The organism is Ramlibacter sp., from assembly GCF_028291745.1.
In the GTDB taxonomy this organism is placed as follows: Bacteria; Pseudomonadota; Gammaproteobacteria; order Burkholderiales; family Burkholderiaceae_C; genus Ramlibacter.
In genome coordinates, this window is record NZ_JAQGNQ010000125.1 from 1 (window position 1) to 17,468 (window position 17,468).

The following is a 17,468-nucleotide window of genomic DNA, read 5'->3' on the forward strand; positions in this document are numbered from 1 at the left end:
CGCGCCACGTTGACCACGAAGCCGCGCGGACCCAGGGCATCGAGCACGGCGGCATTCACGATGCCTTCGGCCTGGTCGGCCGCGGCGCACAGCACCAGCGCGTCGGATTCGCGCGCCAGGTCGACCAGGCCCGGCACGAAGCGGTGCGCGACATCGTCCATGCGACGCAGGTCGGTGTAGCCGATCGGGCAGCCGAAGGCCGCTGCCCGCGTGGCCACGGCACGGCCCACGCGCCCCATCCCGACGATGCCTACGCGCATGCCGCTGAACCGGCGGGCGAGCGGGATCGCACTGGGTTGCGGCCGCAGTTCCCACTGGCCGTCCCGCACGAAGCGATCGCCGGCGCACAGGTTGCGGCAGGCAGCGATCAGCAGTCCGATGGCCAGGTCGGCCACGTCCTCGGTCAGCGCACCCAGGGTGGCGGTGACGGGCAGCCCACGGGCGCGGCAATACGCCAGATCCACGGCGTCGGTGCCCACCCCGTTGATCGCCACCACCTTGAGGCCGGGCATCTGCTCCAGCATGGCCCGCGAAATGCCGGTGTGTCCGCCGGTGATCACGGCGTCTACGCTGGCGCCGTGTTCGCGCAGCCAGCCCTGTGGGTCGGCGGCCTCGAAGTGCTTGTGCACGCTGTAGAGCGCGGCGAGCCGCTCGTTGATCGCGGGGATCAGGATGGGATTGAGTTGCAGGACGCGGGCATTCATGGCGGGCGCATCCTAGTCAATGATTGATGCGGCTGGCAATATTGACGTATAAAATCAATATAAACGCTTCGGACCCGCCATGGCTTCCTGGATATCGATGGACGAGGCATGCCGCCTGCTCGAGGTGCGGCCCCAGACGGTCTACGCGTACGCGAGTCGCGGCAAGCTGGAGGTCATGCCGGATCCGGCCGACAGCCGCCGCAGCCTGTACCGCGCGGAAGACGTCGCCGTGCTCGCCAGGCGCAAGCAGGCCGGCCGCAAGCACGAGACGCTCGCGGCCAACACGCTGTTCGGCGCGCAGCCCAGCATTCCGACCGCGCTCTCCTCCTTCCTGCGCGGGCACCTGTACTACCGCGGCCAGGATGCGGTGAGCCTCGCCCGCTCGGCCACCGTGGAGGAAGTCGCGCAGCTGCTCTGGGGCGCTTCGGAGCGGGTCGACTTCTGCGTCGCGGAGCCAATCCGTTCAGCCGCTCCGGGGCGGGTTGCTGCCTTCACGGCGATGGCGAGCCTTGCCGCCACCGGCCATTCGACGCGGGGCCGCCTCACCCGCGTGTTGCATGCCGAGGCGCAGGGCCTGGTGGGACAGCTCGCGCACGCCTTCGGCGCCGGGAGCGCACGCCGGCCGCTGCACCTGCGCTTCGCCCAGGGCTGGAAGCAATCCGCCCAGGTCGCCGAGTTGCTGCGCACGGCCATGGTGCTGCTGGTCGACCATGAGTTGACCAGTTCGGCGTTTGCGGCGCGCATCGCGGCTTCCACCGGCGCCTCCCTGCCGGCGTGCCTGCTCGCCGGATTGACCACGCTCTCCGGTCCCGCGCACGGCGATGCCTCGGGTCGCGTGCAGGCGCTGTTCGGCGAGGTGGAGCGGCTGGGCGATGAACAGGTGGTGGCGCACTACCTGTCGACCGGTTCGCCGCTGCCGGGATTCGGCCACCACCTCTATCCGGACGGCGACCCGCGCGCAGCCGCCTTGCTGGCGCTGTTCGAGCTGCCGCCGGGAATCGCCCGGTTCATCCAGAAGGTGACCAGGTTGACCGGCCTGCAACCCAACATCGACGTGGCCCTCACCGCGCTGGTCGCGCACAAGCGCCTGCCCGTGGACGCGGCCTTCGGCCTCTTTGCCACGGCGCGCAGCATCGGGCTGCTGGCGCACAGCCTGGAACAGCTGGCGGTCGCCGAAGTGATCCGCCCGCGTGGGCGCTACGTCGGCCCGAGGCCGGACGCGGCGCCGGGCAGCCGCGGCTGATGCCTGGCAGCGCTTTGCGCGCAGCCTTAGCCCGCCTCCCGCGCCCCCATCGCATGAGTCCCGATCGCGCGCAGCGTCGGACTCCCCGCCTCCAGGTAATCCGCCAGGATCCCGAAATGATCGTGCCCTTCCAGCACGTGCAGCTCGGGGCACATGCCATGGCGGCGCAGGTGGTGGTAATAGCGCAGCGACTGGTCCACCCACTGCTGCGGCTCGAGGCTGCCCGCGATGATCGCTACCGGGCACTGCACCTTCAAGGGTCGACGCTCCACGTCGTGCCGGCTGGCCAGTTCGGGCGTCAAACGCAGTTGCTCGTTGACCGTGGTCTTGATCGCCGGGGTCGGGTCGAAGATGCCGCTGATCAAGGTGGCGCCGGTCAGCGCCGACGCGTCCACGCCGCGTGCCGCCCAGTCGGTAGCGAGGATCTCCGCGGCCAGGTGGGCGCCGGCCGAATGGCCCGAGAGGCTGATGCGGCGCGGGTCGCCGCCGTAGCTCGCGATGGTGCGGCAGGTCCATTCGAAGGCGGACAGCGCTGAATCGACCACGCCATCGAGGGTGGACTGCGGGCACAGCTCGTAATTCACGATCACCGCGGTGATGCCCAGCGGCACCAGCGCGCCGGCGATGAAGGCGAAGTTCTTCTTGTCCTGGGCGCGCCAGTAACCGCCATGCAGGAAGATGTGCACGGGATTCGACGCCCCTGCGGCCTGGTAGATGTCCAGCGTGCGCAGCGGATGTTCGCCGTAGCGGACATCGAGCGCGCACTTGCTCTCGCGCCGGACTTGCTCATTCTGCCCGGCGCGTTCGGCGCCGTAGCGCGCGAATCCGGGGAAGGCCTTTTGCGGGTTGTACTGGTACTCGTGCTGCTCGGGGGTGAGCGCTGCCCAGGGAGCGGCCGTGCGGGCGGCGGAGCCCGTGTTGTCTCGAATCATTTCTCTCATTCCTTGCCCCGGCGCAGCGAGGCCATTGGGTCATTCGCCGGTCAGCGGCGGTCCATCATTCGCTGCAGGCCACGCCCGACCAGCAGCAGGGAGAATGCGGCCAGCAGGATCGCCAGCCCGGGATAGAGCGAGAGCCACGGGGCCAGCATGATGCTGTCCTTGCCCTGCTGCAGGATGGCGCCCCAGTCGGGCGCCGGCGGCTGCACGCCGAGCCCGAGGAAGCCCAGCGCGGCCTGGATCTGCAGCACCAGCGGAAACAGGATCACGTACTGCACGAACAGCAGCGGCAGGATGTTGCGCAGCACGTGGCGCCACAGGATCGCGGTTTCCGTGAGGCCGACGGAGCGCGCCGCCTCCACATAGGTCTTTCCGTTTTCGCCGAGCACGCCCGAGCGGGCGATGCGGAAGAACACGGGCAGGTAGACGACGCTGAGCGCCAGGATCAGGTTGCGCGTGGCGGCCCCGAGCACGCCGGCCACGATCATCCCCAGGATGATCGGCGGGAAGCTGAGGATCACGTCCACCAAGCGGCCCAGCACCTGGTCCAGCCAGCCGCCGGCAAAGCCGGAGACGGCACCGGCCAGTCCGCCGACGATCGCGGCCAGCAGCAGCGAGCCGGCGCAGATCGAGAGCGTGATGCGGGTGCCGTGGATCACGCGCGCATACACGTCGCGGCCGGTGTCGTCGGTGCCGAACAGGTGGGCGGCGGAGGGCGCCTGCATGGCGCGGCCCATGTCGATCGCGTAAGGAGACTGGCTCGCGAACAGTGCCGGCAGCAGGGCGACCAGCAGCAGCACGATCATCACCAACGCGCCGAACGCCAGTCCGGGTTCGCGACGCGCCAGCCGCAGCGCGCTGCGGCCCCATCCGGGCGAGGCCGCCACGTGGGGCAGGGGGGAGGCTTGGGCGTTCAATTCCGTTTCCTCAGGACAGCCGCACGCGCGGGTCGATCACGCGGTACAGCAGGTCGATGGCCAGGTTGACCAGGAGCGCGCACACCATCACCACGAGCAACGCGCCCTGCAGCACGGGGTAGTCGCGGGTCTCGACGGCGGTGAGCAGCAGCCGGCCGATGCGCGGGATCGCGAACAGCGACTCCACGATCACGACGCCGCCCAGGATCTGGATGAAGATCAGCCCCATGAAGGTGACCAGCGGGATCAGGATGTTGCGCAGGATGTGCTTGAAGAACACCAGCCGCAGCGGCAGGCCCTTGGCCAACGCCGTGCGCACGTAGTCCTGCCGGAAGGCCGACACCACGTTCTGCCGCACGAACTGGCTGCAGGCCGCGGCCTGCAGCACCACGAGCGCCACCACCGGCAGCGCCAGCATCTGCAAGTTGTCACCGAGGGATTCGGTGGGCGAGGCGTAGATCATTGGCGGCGACCAACCCGTCGCGGAGGACACGACGACCAGCAGCATCAGGCCCACCCAGAAGACCGGCGCCGCCAGTCCCACCAGGTTGATGCCTTGCACCGCTGCGTCGATCAGGCCGCCTTCGTGGATGCCGGCCACGATGCCCAGCGGAATGCCGATCACCGTGGCAAGCGCCAGCGTCAGCACGCCGATTTCCGCCGTCACCAGGAAGGCGCTGCCGACCATGCCGGCGACCGGTTGTCCGCGCACCCAGCTGGAGCCCAGGTCCCCGGTCAGGGCATGGCCGATCCAGGCCAGGTACTGCCGCCACAGCGGCTGGTCCAGTCCGAAGAAGGCGCGCAGCGAATCGGCCGCGCCGGCGTCGCCGCTTTGCCCCAGCATCTGGGCCACGACGTCGCCGGGCACGGCCCGCACGATGAGGAAGACCAGCATCGAGGCAAGCACCGCTGTCAGCAGCGATGCCCCCGCCCGGCGCAGCAGGTAGCGGCTCATGGCGTGCCTACTTCTTCAGGTACGTGCGCGCCAGGCCGAAGTACCAGCCGGTCGGATGCTGCTGGTAGTTCTGCACGGACGCATTGCGCACGGTCACGAGGTCCGGGCTGAACAGGAAGATCGTCGGCACGCTCAGTGCGAAGCGCTTCTGGAATTCGAGGTAGTCCGCCTTGCGCTTGGCCGGGTCGAGTTCGGTGCGGGCCTTGTCCAGTGCGGCGCTCGCCTCGGCGTCGTTCCAGTTGCGGAAGTCGGCACCCTCGGGAGCCTGGTGATAGTGACGGTAGAACATCAGGTCCGGATCGGGCTGCGTCGCGTCGTCGTTGAAGGTGAAGCCCATGGTCTTCGAGCGGAACTCGTTGATCCAGACACCCAGGTCCTGCCGCTGGATCGTGAGGTTCACGCCGATGCGCGCCAGCTGCTGCTTCAGCGTCACGGCCGCCGGGTCCATCCAGTCGTACTTGTTGATGGTCTTGAGCGTCAGGCTGAAGCCGTTGCCGAAGCCCGCTTCCTGCAGCAACTGCTTCGCCTTGGCGATGTCGGGCCTGGCATTGGGCAGCGTCGCGGGATCGGCGCCCCAGCGCTGCTGCATCGCGCCGACCATCGTGTAGATCACGCGGCCGTACTTGCCGATCGCCGCCTGCATGATCTCCTGGCGGTCCACGGCCAGCGCGATCGCCTGCCGCACGCGCACGTCGTTCAGCGGCTTCACTTCGTTGCCGAGGTCAAGCATGGTCTTGGCCAGCGACGGCCAGCGCTCCACGGAGAGGCCGGGCGTCTTCTCCACCTGCTCGATGTCGGTCGGGCGGTTCAGCGTCGCCATGTCGATGCGCTTGTTCTTCAGGGCGACGATCAGGCTCGCCGCGTTGGGCACGAACAGCACGTTGATCCGATCCAGGTAAGGCGTGTCCTTTTCCCAGTAGTCGGGGTTGCGCACCAGCACCAGGTTGCTGTTCGGGCGGAACTCGGCCACCTTGAACGGGCCGGTGCCGACGCTCGTGCTGTTCAGGGCCTGGGCGGCACCCGGCTTGTCGAAGTAGCCGGCCGGCACCACGCCGCCGTACTTGTTGCCCAGCGTCATCGGCAGGGCGGCGCTCACGCGGGAGAGCGTGAAGCGGACCGTTGCATCGTCAAGCGCTTCCACATTGGTCACCGGCGACAGGTCGCCCGCGCCGGGCGAGCCGTTCTTCGGGTCGCGCAGGTAGTTGTAGCTGTAGGCGACGTCCTTGGCGGTCATCGTCGCGCCGGTGTGGAACTTCACCCCGTGGCGCAGCTTGACCGTGTACACGAGGCCGCCATTGGAGACCTGGTAGCTCTCGGCCAGCAGGGGTTCGGCCGTGCCTTCGGGGCCTTCGTAGAAGAGGCCCTGGTACACCAGCACCGTGAACTTGATGCGGGCATCGGCCGCCTGGTGGAACGGGTCGAGTCCCGGCGGTTCCACGAGGGAGCCGAAGGACAGCGTGCCGCCCTTGACCGCACCGGCCGCGAGCGGCCCGTACAAGGCGGCCGCGGCGTGCGCCGCAGAGGCGCAGGACAAGACCAGGCCGGCACACAGGGCGACGGTGCTCTGGCGCCATGCTGCGTTGGATCGCAGTTCGAACTTCATTGCTATCTCCATCAAGGGGAGCGGCATGGACCGCCCCGGTTCATTCGGCGTAAGCCACCACGAATTCGATTTCCACAGCCGCATTGCGGGGCAGTTCGGCCACGCCGACGGCGGAGCGCGCATGCCGGCCCGCCGGGCCCAGGATCTCCACCAGCAGGTCGGAGGCGGCGTCGATCACCTTCGGCTGCTCGTTGAAGCCGGCGGCCGAGGCGACGAAGCCGTTGACCTTCAGCACGCGGGTGATCCGCGACAAGGTGCCCAGTTCGGCGGCCAGGCAGGCCAGCCCCTGCAGCACGCAGATGCGTGCCTGCTCGCGGGCCTGTTCCAGCGAGACCTGCGCGCCCACCTTGCCTTGCACGCGCACTTCGCCATCGACCTTGGGCAACTGCCCGCTGACGTAGGCGACGCCGGCATGCGTCGTCACCGGCACGTAGTTGAAGGAAGGGCTGGCGGGCTCGGGCAGGGTGAGTCCGAGTTGGGCGATGCGTTGTTCGATCATGGGAGGTCCTGGCGGTCGCGCTCCAGCATTTCAGCCAGCAGGCGCGAGAGGTCGATGGCGGGCGTGCAGCCGGTGTCCCGGCGGAAACGGCTGTCGTCCACCAGGGGGAAAAGAAGCGGCGGCCGCTGTTCGCGGAAGTCCACCGCGTAGTCCTTCACCAGCTCCTGCAGGCGCTGCGCGATTTCCAGCGGGCGCGCGGTGAAGCCGTTGATGTTGTAGGTGGCGGCGAGGCGGCGCGGATGACGCAGCACGCACAGCACGGCAGCAGCCACGTCGCGCACGTGCATCAGGTCGACGGGCTCGTTGTGGAAGGTGAATGCGTGACGTGTGCCGGGCCGGGCCGAGCGGACCAGGTCCATCAGCTGCTCGGCGGCGCCGCGGTACCACAGGCCCGGCCCGAGGATCAGCGGCAGTCGCAGCGCGGTCACCGGCAGGCCGTCACGCTGCACGGCGAATTCGGCGACTTCCTCGGCCAGGTGCTTGGTCAGGCCATACACCGTCAGGGGGCGCTTGGGCGCGGACTCGTCGACCCGCGCCTGCCCATACGAGGCGGCGTCGCCATAGACCACGGTGGAACTGGTCCAGACGACCTGGCGCACGCCGGCTTCGGTGGAGGCAGTCAGCAGATGGCGCAGGCCGTCGACGTTGATCGCGAACGCCCGGTCGGCATCGTGCTCACCCGCGCGCATGAGCCCTTCGCCGCTGCCGGTGAAGGCGGCACAGGAAACGACCGCGGCCGGTGCGACGCGCTTGAGCGCTGCGCGCACTGCGGCGCCGTCCTCGATGCCTACATCAATGCTGCCGACCTGCCCCGCCACATCGGCGAGCAGATCCGATTCCATCTTCGGGCCGAGCACGTGGGTTTCGCAGCCGAAGGCCAGCAGCGCGCGCACGATGTGCGAGCCGACGAAGCCGCGGCCGCCTGCGACCACGACGCGATCGCCGGCTTGCAGGGCCGGCTTGTCGCCTGCTCGTTCAGAGGGGAAGGTCATCGCGGATGCAGGCCTTGAAATGACCGGCGCCGACGGCGCGGAGTTCGGGAACTTCGCGCGCACAGGCCTCGATCGCGAACGGGCAGCGCGTGCGGAACACGCAGCCGGAGGGCGGCGCGGCGGGACTGGGGATCTCGCCGCGCAACACCAGCGTGCGCTCGCGCTGGCCGCCCGGCGCGGCCTGCAGCAAGGCCGCGGTGTACGGGTGCGCGGGCCGGCGATAGAGCGCCTCGGTCGGTGCGATCTCCATCGTGCGCCCGAGGTACAGCACCATCACGCGGTCCGATACCGACTCCACCACCGACAGGTCGTGGCTGATGAACAGCATCGCCAGCCCGAGGTCGCGCTGCAGGTCCTGCAGCAGGTTGACGATCTCGGCTTGCACGGAGACGTCCAGGGCGGAAACCGGTTCGTCGGCGACGATGAAGCGCGGCTCGGGCGCGAGGGCCCGCGCAATCGCGACGCGCTGGCGCTGGCCACCGGAGAAGGCCTTCGGGTAGCGATCGAGCATGTCGGGCCGCAGGCCCACCCGTGCCAGCAGCGCGGCGGAGCGCTCGCGCACCTGCGCGCGGGTGCAGACGCCGTGCAGCAGCAGCGACTCGGCGAGCGCGGCACCGACCGTCATGCGCGGATTCAGGCTCGCGAACGGGTCCTGGAACACCATCTGCATCTTGCGGCGAAAGCGCCGCAGCTGCGCCCGGGGCAGGGCATGGATGTCCGTTCCGTCGACCTCGGCGCGGCCGGCAGTCGCCTCCAGCAAGCGCAGGACGAGGCGGCCCAGCGTCGACTTGCCGGAGCCCGACTCGCCCACCAGTCCAAGCACTTCGCCCGGCGCGAGTTCGAACGACACGTCCTGTACCGCGCGTACCACGTGGCCGTCGCCTTCGAAGTGCTTGCGCATGCCGACGGCGCGCACGAGGGGCTTCGCCGCGGTGGCAAATGCGGCCGGAGGCAGCGTGGCCTCGTCGGTCATGGGACGTGCGCTCATTGCAGGATCTCCGGCCAGCGGATGCAGCGAGCCGCGCGCTCGCCGCTGACGGCCTCCAGCGGCACGGGCGCCTCGCCGCAGCGCGCCACCGCGTACGGGCAGCGGCTCTGGAAGCGGCAGCCCACCGGCAGGTTCAGCGCGCTGGGCATGCTGCCGGGAATGGGCTGCATGCGCGCGCCCCGGCCATTGCCACCGCGCGGAATGCAGGACAGCAGCGCTTTCGTATAAGGATGCGCGGGGTGCTGCAGCACTTGCGCGACCGGGCCTTCCTCCACCACCTGGCCGGCGTACATCACGGCCAGGCGATCGGCGATGTCGCCGACCAGATGCAGGTCGTGCGTGATGAAGATCATCGCCATGGCGCGGGCGCGCTGGAGCTCGCGCAGCAACTGCACGATCTGCGCCTGCACGGTCACGTCCAGCGCGGTGGTCGGTTCGTCGGCGATCAGCAGCACCGGGTCGCAGGCCAGCGCGATCGCGATCATCACGCGCTGGCGCATGCCGCCGGAGAGCTGGTGCGGATAGGCATCCACGCGCTGGGCGGGATCGGCAATGCCCATCTGCGTGAGCAGGGCGATGGCCGCTTCGCGCGCTGCGCTGCGTGACAGGCCGCGATGAATCCGCAGCGATTCGCCGATCTGGTCACCGATGGGGAACACCGGGTTCAGGCTGGACATCGGGTCCTGGAACACCATGGCGACGTCGCCGCCGCGCACGCGGTTCATCTCGCGTTCGGGCAGCCTGGTGAGGTCGATCGCCTCGGCACCGGCGCGCGTCAGGCGGATGTGGCCGCCGGCTATGCGGGCGCCGCCCCGTTCGACCAGGCGCATGATGCTCATGCCGGTCACCGACTTGCCGGAACCGGATTCGCCGACGATGGCCAGGGTTTCGCCCGCGCGCACCGTGAAGGTCACGCCGTCGACGGCCCGCACCACGCCTTCATCCGTGGGGAAGAAGACCTGCAGGTCGCGCACGTCGAGCACCGGCGCGCCGGGGCGCTCCGTCTCAGCTTGCGGCATAACGTTCGACCGCGCTCCAATCGAGTTCGATGCCCAGGCCCGGGCCGGACGGCACCGGCAGCAAGCCGCCCTTGGCCACCAGCGGCTGCTTGAACAGGCGCTCGCGCAGCGGGTTCTCGCCGACGTCGTATTCGACGAGGGTCGGCCAGGGCGCGTCCTGCGCCTGCGGACTCGGGGAGCGCGAGGCCACGTAGTGCGCCGCCGCCGCGAGGCCGATGCCCGAACCCCACACGTGCGGGGACAGCCGCACGTGGTGCAGCTCGGCGAGATCGGCGATGCGCCGGGCTTGCCAGAAGCCGCCGCACAGCGACAGGTCCGGCTGCACCACGTCGACCGCGCGGCGCTCCAGCAGGCGCTGGAAGTCATGCACGGTGTAGAGCGCCTCGCCGGTGGCCACCGGCACGGGGCTGCAACGTTGCAGCAGCTCGTAGCCCGCCACGTCCTGCGGCGCCAGCGGCTCCTCGACCCAGGTGATGCGATGGGGCGCGAGCGCGGCAAGCGTGGCCTTGGCGAGGTCCAGCGAGTAGTTGGAGTTGATGTCCACCATCAGGTCCACGGCGTCGCCCAGCACGCGACGCGCCTCGCGCACGCGCGCCAGGTCGGAGGCGGGGCCGAGGCCGATCTTGATCTTGACCGCGCGATGGCCGCCCGCCGCGATCGCTTCGAGCTGCGGCGTGAAGTCGCGCGCGTTGTCCTCGGTGATGTAGCCGCCCGAGGCATAGACCGGCACGTGCTCGGCGCCGCGACCACCGATGAGGCGGCACACCGGCAGGCCGGTCTCCTTGCCCAGGGCATCCTTGGCGGCGATGTCGATGCCGCTGATGCACGCCATCATCTGGTTCTGCACACCGAAGTGGTAATGGCGCGCGACGATCCGGCTGAAGACCAGTTCCACGTCGGCAAGGTCGCTGCCTTCCAGGTAGCCGGCCAGCAGGGGCAGGTAGGCCTGGTTCACCGCAGGCATGCCCCACGCTTCGCCGATGCCCGTCACGCCCGAGCGGGTTTCGACCACCACCAGCGTGGTCTGGCGCGCCGTCGCCAGGGACTTGGCCATTCCGTAGGCCTTGCCTGGCGGCAGGGCCACCGAAAGCGGAATGAACCGGATGCTAGAAATCGCCGACAAGCCTGCTCCTCGATTGCCGCCGTACACCAAAGTGCACATGCGCGGCTGGGTGTCTTCCATCGCTTCTGTGCGTCCATGCTAGGCAGCGCCATCCAGGCCGGCAACGCAATTTCCGCATGCCTGCCCTGCGCTGGTTCCGGTGCGCGCGAGCGCCGCGACTTCTAGACTCCGCGCCCATGCCCACCGCAACCACCCCCAAGCCGCCCACCGCCGGGCGAGTGCTCGTCGACGCCCTTCGCCTGCACGGCGTGGACCGGGTGTTCTGCGTGCCCGGCGAGAGCTACCTCGAAGTGCTGGACGCGCTGTACGACGCGGCCAGCGAGGTCCAGTTGGTGGTGGCCAAGCACGAAGGCGGCGCGGCCAACATGGCCGAGGCCGACGGCAAGCTCACCGGCCGCCCGGGCATCTGCATGGTCACGCGCGGACCGGGCGCGACGCACGCGAGCGCAGGCGTGCACACGGCGCAGCAGGACTCCACGCCCATGATCCTGTTCGTGGGCCAGATCGCGCGTGGCCAGGTGGGGCGCGATGCCTTCCAGGAAGTGGACTACCACGCGATGTTCGGCAAGCTCGCCAAGTGGGTCGTGGAAGTCACCGACGCTTCGCGCATGGCGGAGATCGTGGCGCGCGCCTTCCATGTCGCGGTCTCCGGCCGGCCCGGCCCCGTGGTGGTTTCGCTCCCCGAGGACGTGCTGACCGAAGCGTGCACCGTGCCGGCGGTTCGCAGCACCGCGCTGGCGGCGCCGGTCCCCGACGCCACGACGATGCAGGCGATCGCCGGCGTGCTCGCCGGTGCGCAGCGGCCGCTGATGATCGTCGGCGGCAGCGGCTGGAGCGACGAAGCAGCCGCTGCGCTGGCGGACTTCGCCACGGCCTGGGACCTGCCGGTGGCCTGCAGCTTCCGGCGCCAGGACGTCTTCGACAACCGGCGCGCGCAATACGTCGGCCACCTCAGCCTCGGAATGAATCCGGCGCTCAAGGACATGGTCACGCGTGCCGATGTGATCCTCGCGGTGGGGACGCGCCTGTCCGATATCTCCACCGACGGCTACACCCTGCTGCAGGTCCCGGTGCCGCGGCACCGGCTGCTGCATCTGCATCCGGATGCCAACGAGATCGGGCGCGTCTACCGGCCGGAGATCGGTGTGGAAGTCGGTGTCGCCACCGCGGCCGCCGCGCTGGCACGTTTGCCTGCACCCGCGCAGAAGGCATGGAGTGCCTGGACGCGCTCCGGCCGCACCGCGCACGAGGCCTTCACGCAGCCGCCGGCACGCGCTGCAGCGGCGACCGGCGTGGACTTCGCGACGGCGATGCGCCACGTCACCGAGGTCCTGGCCGATGACGCGATCATCTCCAACGGCGCGGGCAACTACACGGTCTGGGTGCACCGCTTCCATCAATACCGCCGGCCCCGCACCGAGCTCGCGCCGACTTCCGGCTCCATGGGCTACGGCCTGCCCGCGGCGGTCGCGGCGGCCCTGCGTTATCCGGAGCGCGACGTGGTCTGTGTCGCCGGCGACGGCTGCTTCCTGATGTACCCGCTGGAGCTGGCCACGGCGGCCGAATACGGCGCGCGCTTCATCGTGCTGGTGGTCAACAACGGCATGTACGGCACCATCCGCATGCACCAGGAGAACCACTATCCCGGCCGCGTGAGCGGCACGCGCCTGCAGGGGCCGGACTATGCGGGCCTGGCGCGCGCCTTCGGCGGCTACGCCGAGCGGGTGGAGTCGACCGAGGGCTTCGCCGCCGCCTTCGAGCGCGCACGGGCGCAACGTGGATTTGCCTTGCTGGAACTCGTGACGGATCCCAAACAGATCACGCCGGCCAAGCGCCTCGACTGAGCGGCTTGCTCAGCCGGCCATGCGTTCCACGCCCGGCCACTGGCCGGCGTCGACCAGGCCGGCGATCACGCCGCGCAGCAGCCGCGTGATCTCCGCGAGTCCCTTCACGGCAGGGCGGTTCTGCGCGGTCGCGAGCGCAACCGTCCGCAATGCATCGTTGCCCTCGATACGCAGGGCCTGCACCAGTCCGCGCGAGACTTCGTCATGCGCCGCGGCCAGCGGCAGCAGCGTGCAGCCCACGCCCGCCTGCACCAGGCGGCGCGTCATGAAGGTGGAGCCGTCGCATTCCATCTCGATGCGCGGCCGCTTGTCGTGGCGGCGGCCCCAGCCCTCGACCAGCGAGCGCAGCCCGTGCGAGGTACTGGGCAGCAACAACGGCAGGTCGAGCACGGCGGCGCTGTTCAAGATCCGATCGGGAGGCAGCGACCCCGGCGGCAGGATGCAATACAGCTGCTCCTGCAGCAGCAGGTCGTAGGCGACGATCGGCGTCTGGCTGGGCACGTAGAGGATCGCGACGTCGATCTTGCCCTCCTGCAGCCAACCCACGATCTCGTGCCCGAAGCCCTCGGTGACGCGGATGCGCGCGCGCGGAAAGCGCTCGCGCAGCGCGAGCGCGACCGAGCCGAAGCACACCTGGGCAATGGTGGGCTGCGCCGCGACGACGATCTGTGAAGGTCCTTCCGCTGCCAGGTCGGCAGCGACGCGGCGGGAATGCTGCAGGGCCTCGACCACCTTGGTGGCCTCCTGCAACAGCAGCGCGCCGGAGTCGGTGAGGACCATGCCGCGGCCGCTGCGGTGGAACAGCTTGACGCCAACCTCTTCCTCCAGCCGCCCGATGTGGCGCGTCAGCGTGGAAGGCTCCATGCCCATCTCGCCAGCCGCGCGCGCGATGCTTCCACTGTAGGCGACGGTGTAGAAGTATTCGAAGGCGCTGGCGTCCATGGGTCGATGGTAAGGCGCGCGTGCGGGCGGTCGGTGCAGCCACGAATGCGCAGTTTGCGTGAATGCTTGTTGCAACATCCATGTTTGTCCTATTCCGGAACCCGTGGCTGCGCAGGCAATATGGGTGCCGCATTAGCGCTGGCCCCGGCCGCACATGGCAACCTGTCTTCATCCTGACTCGCGCTCCACCCAGCTTCGTACGAACCGCCTCGGCCGCTCTGCCCCGCCGCGCCATTGCCACAGTGATGATGCAAGGTGAGTACCAGCTCTCGCTGGTCGTTGTCTCCGTTCTGGTCGCAGTGCTGGCCTCGTACACGGCGCTCGCGCTGGCTGCGCGCGTGTGGCATGCGGAGCCGGCGGTTGCGCGCTGGTGGATCGCGGGCGGCGCGTTCGCCATGGGCACGGGCATCTGGTCCATGCATTTCGTCGGCATGCTGGCCTTCCGGCTGCCGATCCCGCTGGGGTACGACCTCGGCATCACCATGCTGTCGTGGCTGCTGCCGATCGCCGTCTCCGCCGGTGCCCTGTGGCTGCTGACTCAGCGGCAGGTCAGCCGCAAGCTGACCGCGGGCAGCGCGGTGCTGATGGGGCTGGGCATCAATGCCATGCACTACCTGGGCATGGCGGCGCTGCGCATGCAGCCCGGCATCCGATGGGATGCAACGCTCGTCAGTGCGTCGATCGCGATCGCGATCGGTGCTTCCGCTGCCGCCCTCGCCATGGCGCTGAAGCTGCGCGGCGGGCAGGGGCAGGTCGTGCGTTATCGCCTGGTCGCGTCGGCGCTCATGGGCGCGGCGATCGCGGGCATGCACTACACCGGCATGGCCGCGGCGGAATTTCCCGCCGACAGTGTCTGCGGCGCCGCCAGCGGCAGGTTCACGGCCACCGAGCTCGCGCTGCTCGTGATCATGGGAACGCTGGGCGTGCTCGGCATGGTGTTGCTCACGGCGGTGTTCGACGCGCGGCTGGCCGCCCGCTCGCAGTTGCTGCTGGCGTCGCAACAGTCGGCGGCCGAGCGTCATCGGCTGCTCGACCTGGAGCGCAATGCGCGGGCGGAGGCCGAGCGCCTGAGCGAGCTGAAGGACCAGTTCCTGGCCACCCTCTCGCACGAACTGCGCACGCCGCTCAATGCCATTCTCGGCTGGGTGCAGATCCTGCATCGCAAGAACGACCCGGGCTCGATCGCGAAGGGCCTGGAGACGATCGAGCGCAACGCCAGGCTGCAGGCGCAGTTGATCGAGGACCTGCTCGACGTCAGCCGCATCGTGTCGGGGAACGTCCGGCTCGAACGGCAGTTGGTGGACATGGCGAAGATCGTGGCATCCGCCATCGATACGCTGCGCCCCACGGCGATGGCCAGGTGCATCGCGCTCCAGGCTTGCCTGGCCGCGGACAGCGTGCTGGTGTGGGGCGACTCCGTGCGGCTGCAGCAGATCGTCTGGAACCTGCTGGCCAACGCCATCAAGTTCACGCAGGAGAGTGGCGAGGTGCGGGTCGGCTTGTGCCGCGATGGCGAGCACGTCGTCTGCACGGTCAGCGACAACGGCCCGGGCATAGCGGCCGCCTTCCTGCCGCACGTGTTCGAGCGCTTCCGCCAGGCGGACGGCTCGACGACGCGGCGGCATGGCGGCCTGGGGCTGGGGCTCGCGATCGTGCGGCAACTGGTCGAACTGCATGGCGGCGCGGTGACTGCGCACAGCGAGGGCGTGGGACGCGGCGCCAGCTTCCGCGTCTGCCTGCCGGCCGCGGCGGTGCCTGCGGGCGAGGCGCTTGCGCCGCCGCTGCCCGCTGACCAGGCGCTCGCCGATCGGCGCCCGGAACTGGTCGGGCTGAAGGTGCTGGTGGTCGACGACGACGCCGATACGCGTCACCTGGTCAAGGACATGCTGTCCGAATACGGCGCCCAGGTTGCACTGGCGGCAAGTGCGGACGAGGCGCTGCATGCCTTGCGGGCAGAGCGCCCCGACGTGCCGGTCAGCGACATCGGCATGCCCGACGTGGATGGCTTCGAACTGGTCCGGCGCGTGCGCAGCTTGCCGGACCCGCAGCTTGCCACCGTCCCCGCGCTGGCCTTGAGCGCGTTCGCCCGCGAGCGCGACGCGCTGCGGGCCCGGCAGGTCGGCTTCGACGGCTTCGTGCCGAAGCCGCTCGATGCGCTGGCGCTGCTGCGGGAGATCGCGCGGCTGGCGGCACGAAAAGCCTGAGGGCCGCCGGCGCCGCTGCCGCTGCGCCTCAGACCGGTTGCAGGTTGCCGGCAACCATCCAGGGCGCGCCGAAGCGGTCGACCACCATGCCGAATCCTTCGGCCCAGAACGTCTTGCCAAAGGGCATGCGCACCTGGCCGCCGGTGGCCAGGGCGTCGAACACCTTGCGCGCCTTCGCCGTGTCGGTGTAGCTCAGGCTGATGCTCATGCCGGCCATGGGCTGCGACATGCCGGTGTTGGGCGCGTCGGAGGCCATGAACATGCCGGCGTCGAAGCGCAGCAGTGCGTGCATGACCCGCGATGAATCGCTGGGCTCGCAACCGGGCTGCGGCGACCCGGCTCCGCCCGGCGCATCGGAGTAGCGCAGCAGATCGAGTTCGCCGCCCAGGATCTGCTGGTACGTGCGCATGGCTTCGCCGGCCTGGCCGTCGAAATAGAGGTAGGGAATGCAGGAGTTCATCGCGGGGCCTTTCTGCTCGGGATCGCCGATTGTGTACGGCGTCCACAATTTATCCGACAAAATGGGCGCGGTCAACCAAGCAGCCGAAATGACGCATCCGCCGGTCGCCCCTTCTCCGCGCAGCACCTACCGCCACGGCGACCTCCATCGCGCGCTGCTGGAGGCGGGTGTCTCGCTGGCGCGTGACGGCGGGCCGGCGGCCGTGACGCTGCGCGAAGCCACGCGGCGCGCTGGCGTGGTGCCCAATGCCGCGTATCGCCACTTCGCCAGCCATTCGGAGTTGCTGGCCGCGGTGCGCTCGCATGCGCTGGCCAGCGCGGCGCTTTCGATGGAGCTTGAACTCGAGGCGCTCGCGCCGCTTGCCGGCAGGCGGACCAAGGCGCAAGTTGCCGTGCAGGCGCGCGCGCGCCTGCGCGCCGTGGGCATGGGATACGTACGCTTTGCGGTGGCCGAGCCTGGGCTGTTCCGCACGGCATTCGCGAGTTTGCTGCCGCCCGCGGAAACGGGCGATGACCCGGCCGCGCGCGGCCGCTCCGGCCTCGGTCCCTATCAGTTGCTGGCGGCTGCCCTCGACGAACTGGTCGCCGCCGGCGTGTTGCCGCCCGGGCGCCGCCCGCACGCCGAGTTCGTCGCCTGGTCCGCCGTGCACGGCCTGGCCATGCTCGTGATGGATGGCCCCTTGCACGGCACGCCGCCGCGCGAGATCGAATCGCTCACCGAGCAGGTGCTGGACATGGTGGACCGCGGGATCTGAGCATCCCCCGCGAGCAGGTGAGGCTTGGAAGCGCGCCTCAGGTGTTCCCGGTCACGTACGGCCCGATCTCCCGGCGGTGCTCGGGATTGACGCGATGCCGGTCCGCCCCCGGGTCGGGATGGTGGATGGTCGCGTTGTTGCCCTCCGGGCTCTCGTCGGGAGCCGGCGGTGGCAGCTCGTGCGGCGGCATGACGTCGGGCGCGGAGGCCGGCTGGCCCGGTGCGTGGCCACCCACCTTGTCTCCTGCCTGGCTTTGCTGTGCGGCCATGCGATCTTCCTTTGC

The 17,468-nt window shown here is 69.7% G+C and carries 16 protein-coding genes and 1 pseudogene; 4 read left to right on the forward strand and 13 right to left on the reverse strand.

Annotated elements, in window-relative coordinates:
* Positions 1 to 704: NAD(P)-dependent oxidoreductase (locus JWP60_RS23095; RefSeq protein WP_299796682.1), on the reverse strand; the 704-nt coding region annotated here is incomplete at its 3' end.
* Positions 705 to 783: 79 nt separating this feature from the next.
* Between JWP60_RS23095 and JWP60_RS23100 the strand changes: the two genes are divergently transcribed.
* Complete coding sequence (locus tag JWP60_RS23100) at positions 784 to 1,947, forward strand: citrate synthase family protein (RefSeq protein WP_299796685.1); 1,164 nt, start codon at positions 784 to 786, stop codon at positions 1,945 to 1,947.
* A 26-nt stretch (positions 1,948 to 1,973) separates the two neighbouring features.
* On the opposite strand, the gene JWP60_RS23105 is transcribed toward JWP60_RS23100, so the two are convergent.
* Genes JWP60_RS23105 through JWP60_RS23145 form a run of 9 tightly spaced genes read right to left on the reverse strand, consistent with a single transcriptional unit; the run spans position 1,974 to position 10,981 of the window.
* Positions 1,974 to 2,879 carry an alpha/beta hydrolase gene (locus JWP60_RS23105; RefSeq protein ID WP_299796688.1) on the reverse strand — a complete coding sequence of 302 codons (906 nt, stop codon included), beginning with the start codon at positions 2,877 to 2,879 and terminating at the stop codon, positions 1,974 to 1,976.
* Between the two features lie 50 nt (positions 2,880 to 2,929).
* The gene (locus JWP60_RS23110) at positions 2,930 to 3,802 is read right to left on the reverse strand and encodes an ABC transporter permease (protein WP_299796691.1); all 873 of its coding nucleotides are present in this window, start codon (positions 3,800 to 3,802) and stop codon (positions 2,930 to 2,932) included.
* Between the two features lie 10 nt (positions 3,803 to 3,812).
* Positions 3,813 to 4,757: an ABC transporter permease gene (locus JWP60_RS23115; protein ID WP_299796723.1), complete on the reverse strand. Its 945-nt coding sequence runs from the start codon at positions 4,755 to 4,757 to the stop codon at positions 3,813 to 3,815.
* 7 nt (positions 4,758 to 4,764) lie between these two features.
* Positions 4,765 to 6,360 carry an ABC transporter substrate-binding protein gene (locus tag JWP60_RS23120; RefSeq protein ID WP_299796726.1) on the reverse strand — a complete coding sequence of 532 codons (1,596 nt, stop codon included), beginning with the start codon at positions 6,358 to 6,360 and terminating at the stop codon, positions 4,765 to 4,767.
* 40 nt (positions 6,361 to 6,400) lie between these two features.
* Positions 6,401 to 6,859 carry a RidA family protein gene (locus JWP60_RS23125; protein ID WP_299796728.1) on the reverse strand — a complete coding sequence of 153 codons (459 nt, stop codon included), beginning with the start codon at positions 6,857 to 6,859 and terminating at the stop codon, positions 6,401 to 6,403.
* The gene (locus JWP60_RS23130; protein WP_299796730.1) at positions 6,856 to 7,851 is read right to left on the reverse strand and encodes an NAD(P)-dependent oxidoreductase; all 996 of its coding nucleotides are present in this window, start codon (positions 7,849 to 7,851) and stop codon (positions 6,856 to 6,858) included. The genes JWP60_RS23125 and JWP60_RS23130 overlap by 4 nt, the downstream gene beginning before the upstream one ends.
* Positions 7,835 to 8,839, reverse strand: a complete 1,005-nt coding sequence (locus JWP60_RS23135; protein WP_299796732.1) for an oligopeptide/dipeptide ABC transporter ATP-binding protein — start codon at positions 8,837 to 8,839, stop codon at positions 7,835 to 7,837. Before JWP60_RS23135 ends, JWP60_RS23130 begins: the two co-directional genes overlap by 17 nt.
* A complete protein-coding gene (locus tag JWP60_RS23140; RefSeq protein WP_299796734.1) occupies positions 8,836 to 9,858 on the reverse strand; it encodes an ABC transporter ATP-binding protein in 1,023 nt (340 codons plus the stop codon). Before JWP60_RS23140 ends, JWP60_RS23135 begins: the two co-directional genes overlap by 4 nt.
* The gene (locus JWP60_RS23145; protein WP_299796736.1) at positions 9,845 to 10,981 is read right to left on the reverse strand and encodes a mandelate racemase/muconate lactonizing enzyme family protein; all 1,137 of its coding nucleotides are present in this window, start codon (positions 10,979 to 10,981) and stop codon (positions 9,845 to 9,847) included. Before JWP60_RS23145 ends, JWP60_RS23140 begins: the two co-directional genes overlap by 14 nt.
* A gap of 176 nt (positions 10,982 to 11,157) precedes the next feature.
* Here JWP60_RS23145 and JWP60_RS23150 point away from each other — a divergent pair, with 176 nt between their 5' ends.
* Positions 11,158 to 12,825, forward strand: a complete 1,668-nt coding sequence (locus JWP60_RS23150) for a thiamine pyrophosphate-binding protein (protein WP_299796738.1) — start codon at positions 11,158 to 11,160, stop codon at positions 12,823 to 12,825.
* Positions 12,826 to 12,834: 9 nt separating this feature from the next.
* Here JWP60_RS23150 and JWP60_RS23155 read toward each other — a convergent pair whose 3' ends face one another.
* Positions 12,835 to 13,767: a LysR family transcriptional regulator gene (locus JWP60_RS23155; RefSeq protein WP_299796740.1), complete on the reverse strand. Its 933-nt coding sequence runs from the start codon at positions 13,765 to 13,767 to the stop codon at positions 12,835 to 12,837.
* A 245-nt stretch (positions 13,768 to 14,012) separates the two neighbouring features.
* On the opposite strand from JWP60_RS23155, the gene JWP60_RS23160 reads away from it, so the two are divergent.
* The gene (locus tag JWP60_RS23160; protein ID WP_299796748.1) at positions 14,013 to 15,971 is read left to right on the forward strand and encodes an MHYT domain-containing protein; all 1,959 of its coding nucleotides are present in this window, start codon (positions 14,013 to 14,015) and stop codon (positions 15,969 to 15,971) included.
* Between the two features lie 28 nt (positions 15,972 to 15,999).
* On the opposite strand, the gene JWP60_RS23165 is transcribed toward JWP60_RS23160, so the two are convergent.
* Entirely contained in the window at positions 16,000 to 16,431 is a 432-nt protein-coding gene (locus JWP60_RS23165) for a VOC family protein (RefSeq protein WP_299796743.1), read from the reverse strand.
* Between the two features lie 88 nt (positions 16,432 to 16,519).
* On the opposite strand from JWP60_RS23165, the gene JWP60_RS23170 reads away from it, so the two are divergent.
* Entirely contained in the window at positions 16,520 to 17,185 is a 666-nt protein-coding gene (locus JWP60_RS23170) for a TetR/AcrR family transcriptional regulator (RefSeq protein WP_299796745.1), read from the forward strand.
* 37 nt (positions 17,186 to 17,222) lie between these two features.
* Here JWP60_RS23170 and JWP60_RS23175 read toward each other — a convergent pair.
* Positions 17,223 to 17,468 (reverse strand): annotated as a pseudogene (locus JWP60_RS23175) (hypothetical protein); the annotation flags it as partial.

What these genes read in the sequence shown, in the direction of transcription:
- JWP60_RS23170 (WP_299796745.1), top strand. Translation starts at nt 16,520, where the DNA reads ATGACGCATCCGCCGGTCGCCCCTTCTCCGCGCAGCACCTACCGCCAC.
- JWP60_RS23105 (WP_299796688.1), bottom strand. Translation starts at nt 2,879, where the DNA reads ATGATTCGAGACAACACGGGCTCCGCCGCCCGCACGGCCGCTCCCTGG.
- JWP60_RS23135 (WP_299796732.1), bottom strand. Translation starts at nt 8,839, where the DNA reads ATGAGCGCACGTCCCATGACCGACGAGGCCACGCTGCCTCCGGCCGCA.
- JWP60_RS23150 (WP_299796738.1), top strand. Translation starts at nt 11,158, where the DNA reads ATGCCCACCGCAACCACCCCCAAGCCGCCCACCGCCGGGCGAGTGCTC.
- JWP60_RS23115 (WP_299796723.1), bottom strand. Translation starts at nt 4,757, where the DNA reads ATGAGCCGCTACCTGCTGCGCCGGGCGGGGGCATCGCTGCTGACAGCG.
- JWP60_RS23100 (WP_299796685.1), top strand. Translation starts at nt 784, where the DNA reads ATGGCTTCCTGGATATCGATGGACGAGGCATGCCGCCTGCTCGAGGTG.
- JWP60_RS23140 (WP_299796734.1), bottom strand. Translation starts at nt 9,858, where the DNA reads ATGCCGCAAGCTGAGACGGAGCGCCCCGGCGCGCCGGTGCTCGACGTG.
- JWP60_RS23130 (WP_299796730.1), bottom strand. Translation starts at nt 7,851, where the DNA reads ATGACCTTCCCCTCTGAACGAGCAGGCGACAAGCCGGCCCTGCAAGCC.
- JWP60_RS23155 (WP_299796740.1), bottom strand. Translation starts at nt 13,767, where the DNA reads ATGGACGCCAGCGCCTTCGAATACTTCTACACCGTCGCCTACAGTGGA.
- JWP60_RS23160 (WP_299796748.1), top strand. Translation starts at nt 14,013, where the DNA reads ATGATGCAAGGTGAGTACCAGCTCTCGCTGGTCGTTGTCTCCGTTCTG.
- JWP60_RS23125 (WP_299796728.1), bottom strand. Translation starts at nt 6,859, where the DNA reads ATGATCGAACAACGCATCGCCCAACTCGGACTCACCCTGCCCGAGCCC.
- JWP60_RS23165 (WP_299796743.1), bottom strand. Translation starts at nt 16,431, where the DNA reads ATGAACTCCTGCATTCCCTACCTCTATTTCGACGGCCAGGCCGGCGAA.
- JWP60_RS23120 (WP_299796726.1), bottom strand. Translation starts at nt 6,360, where the DNA reads ATGAAGTTCGAACTGCGATCCAACGCAGCATGGCGCCAGAGCACCGTC.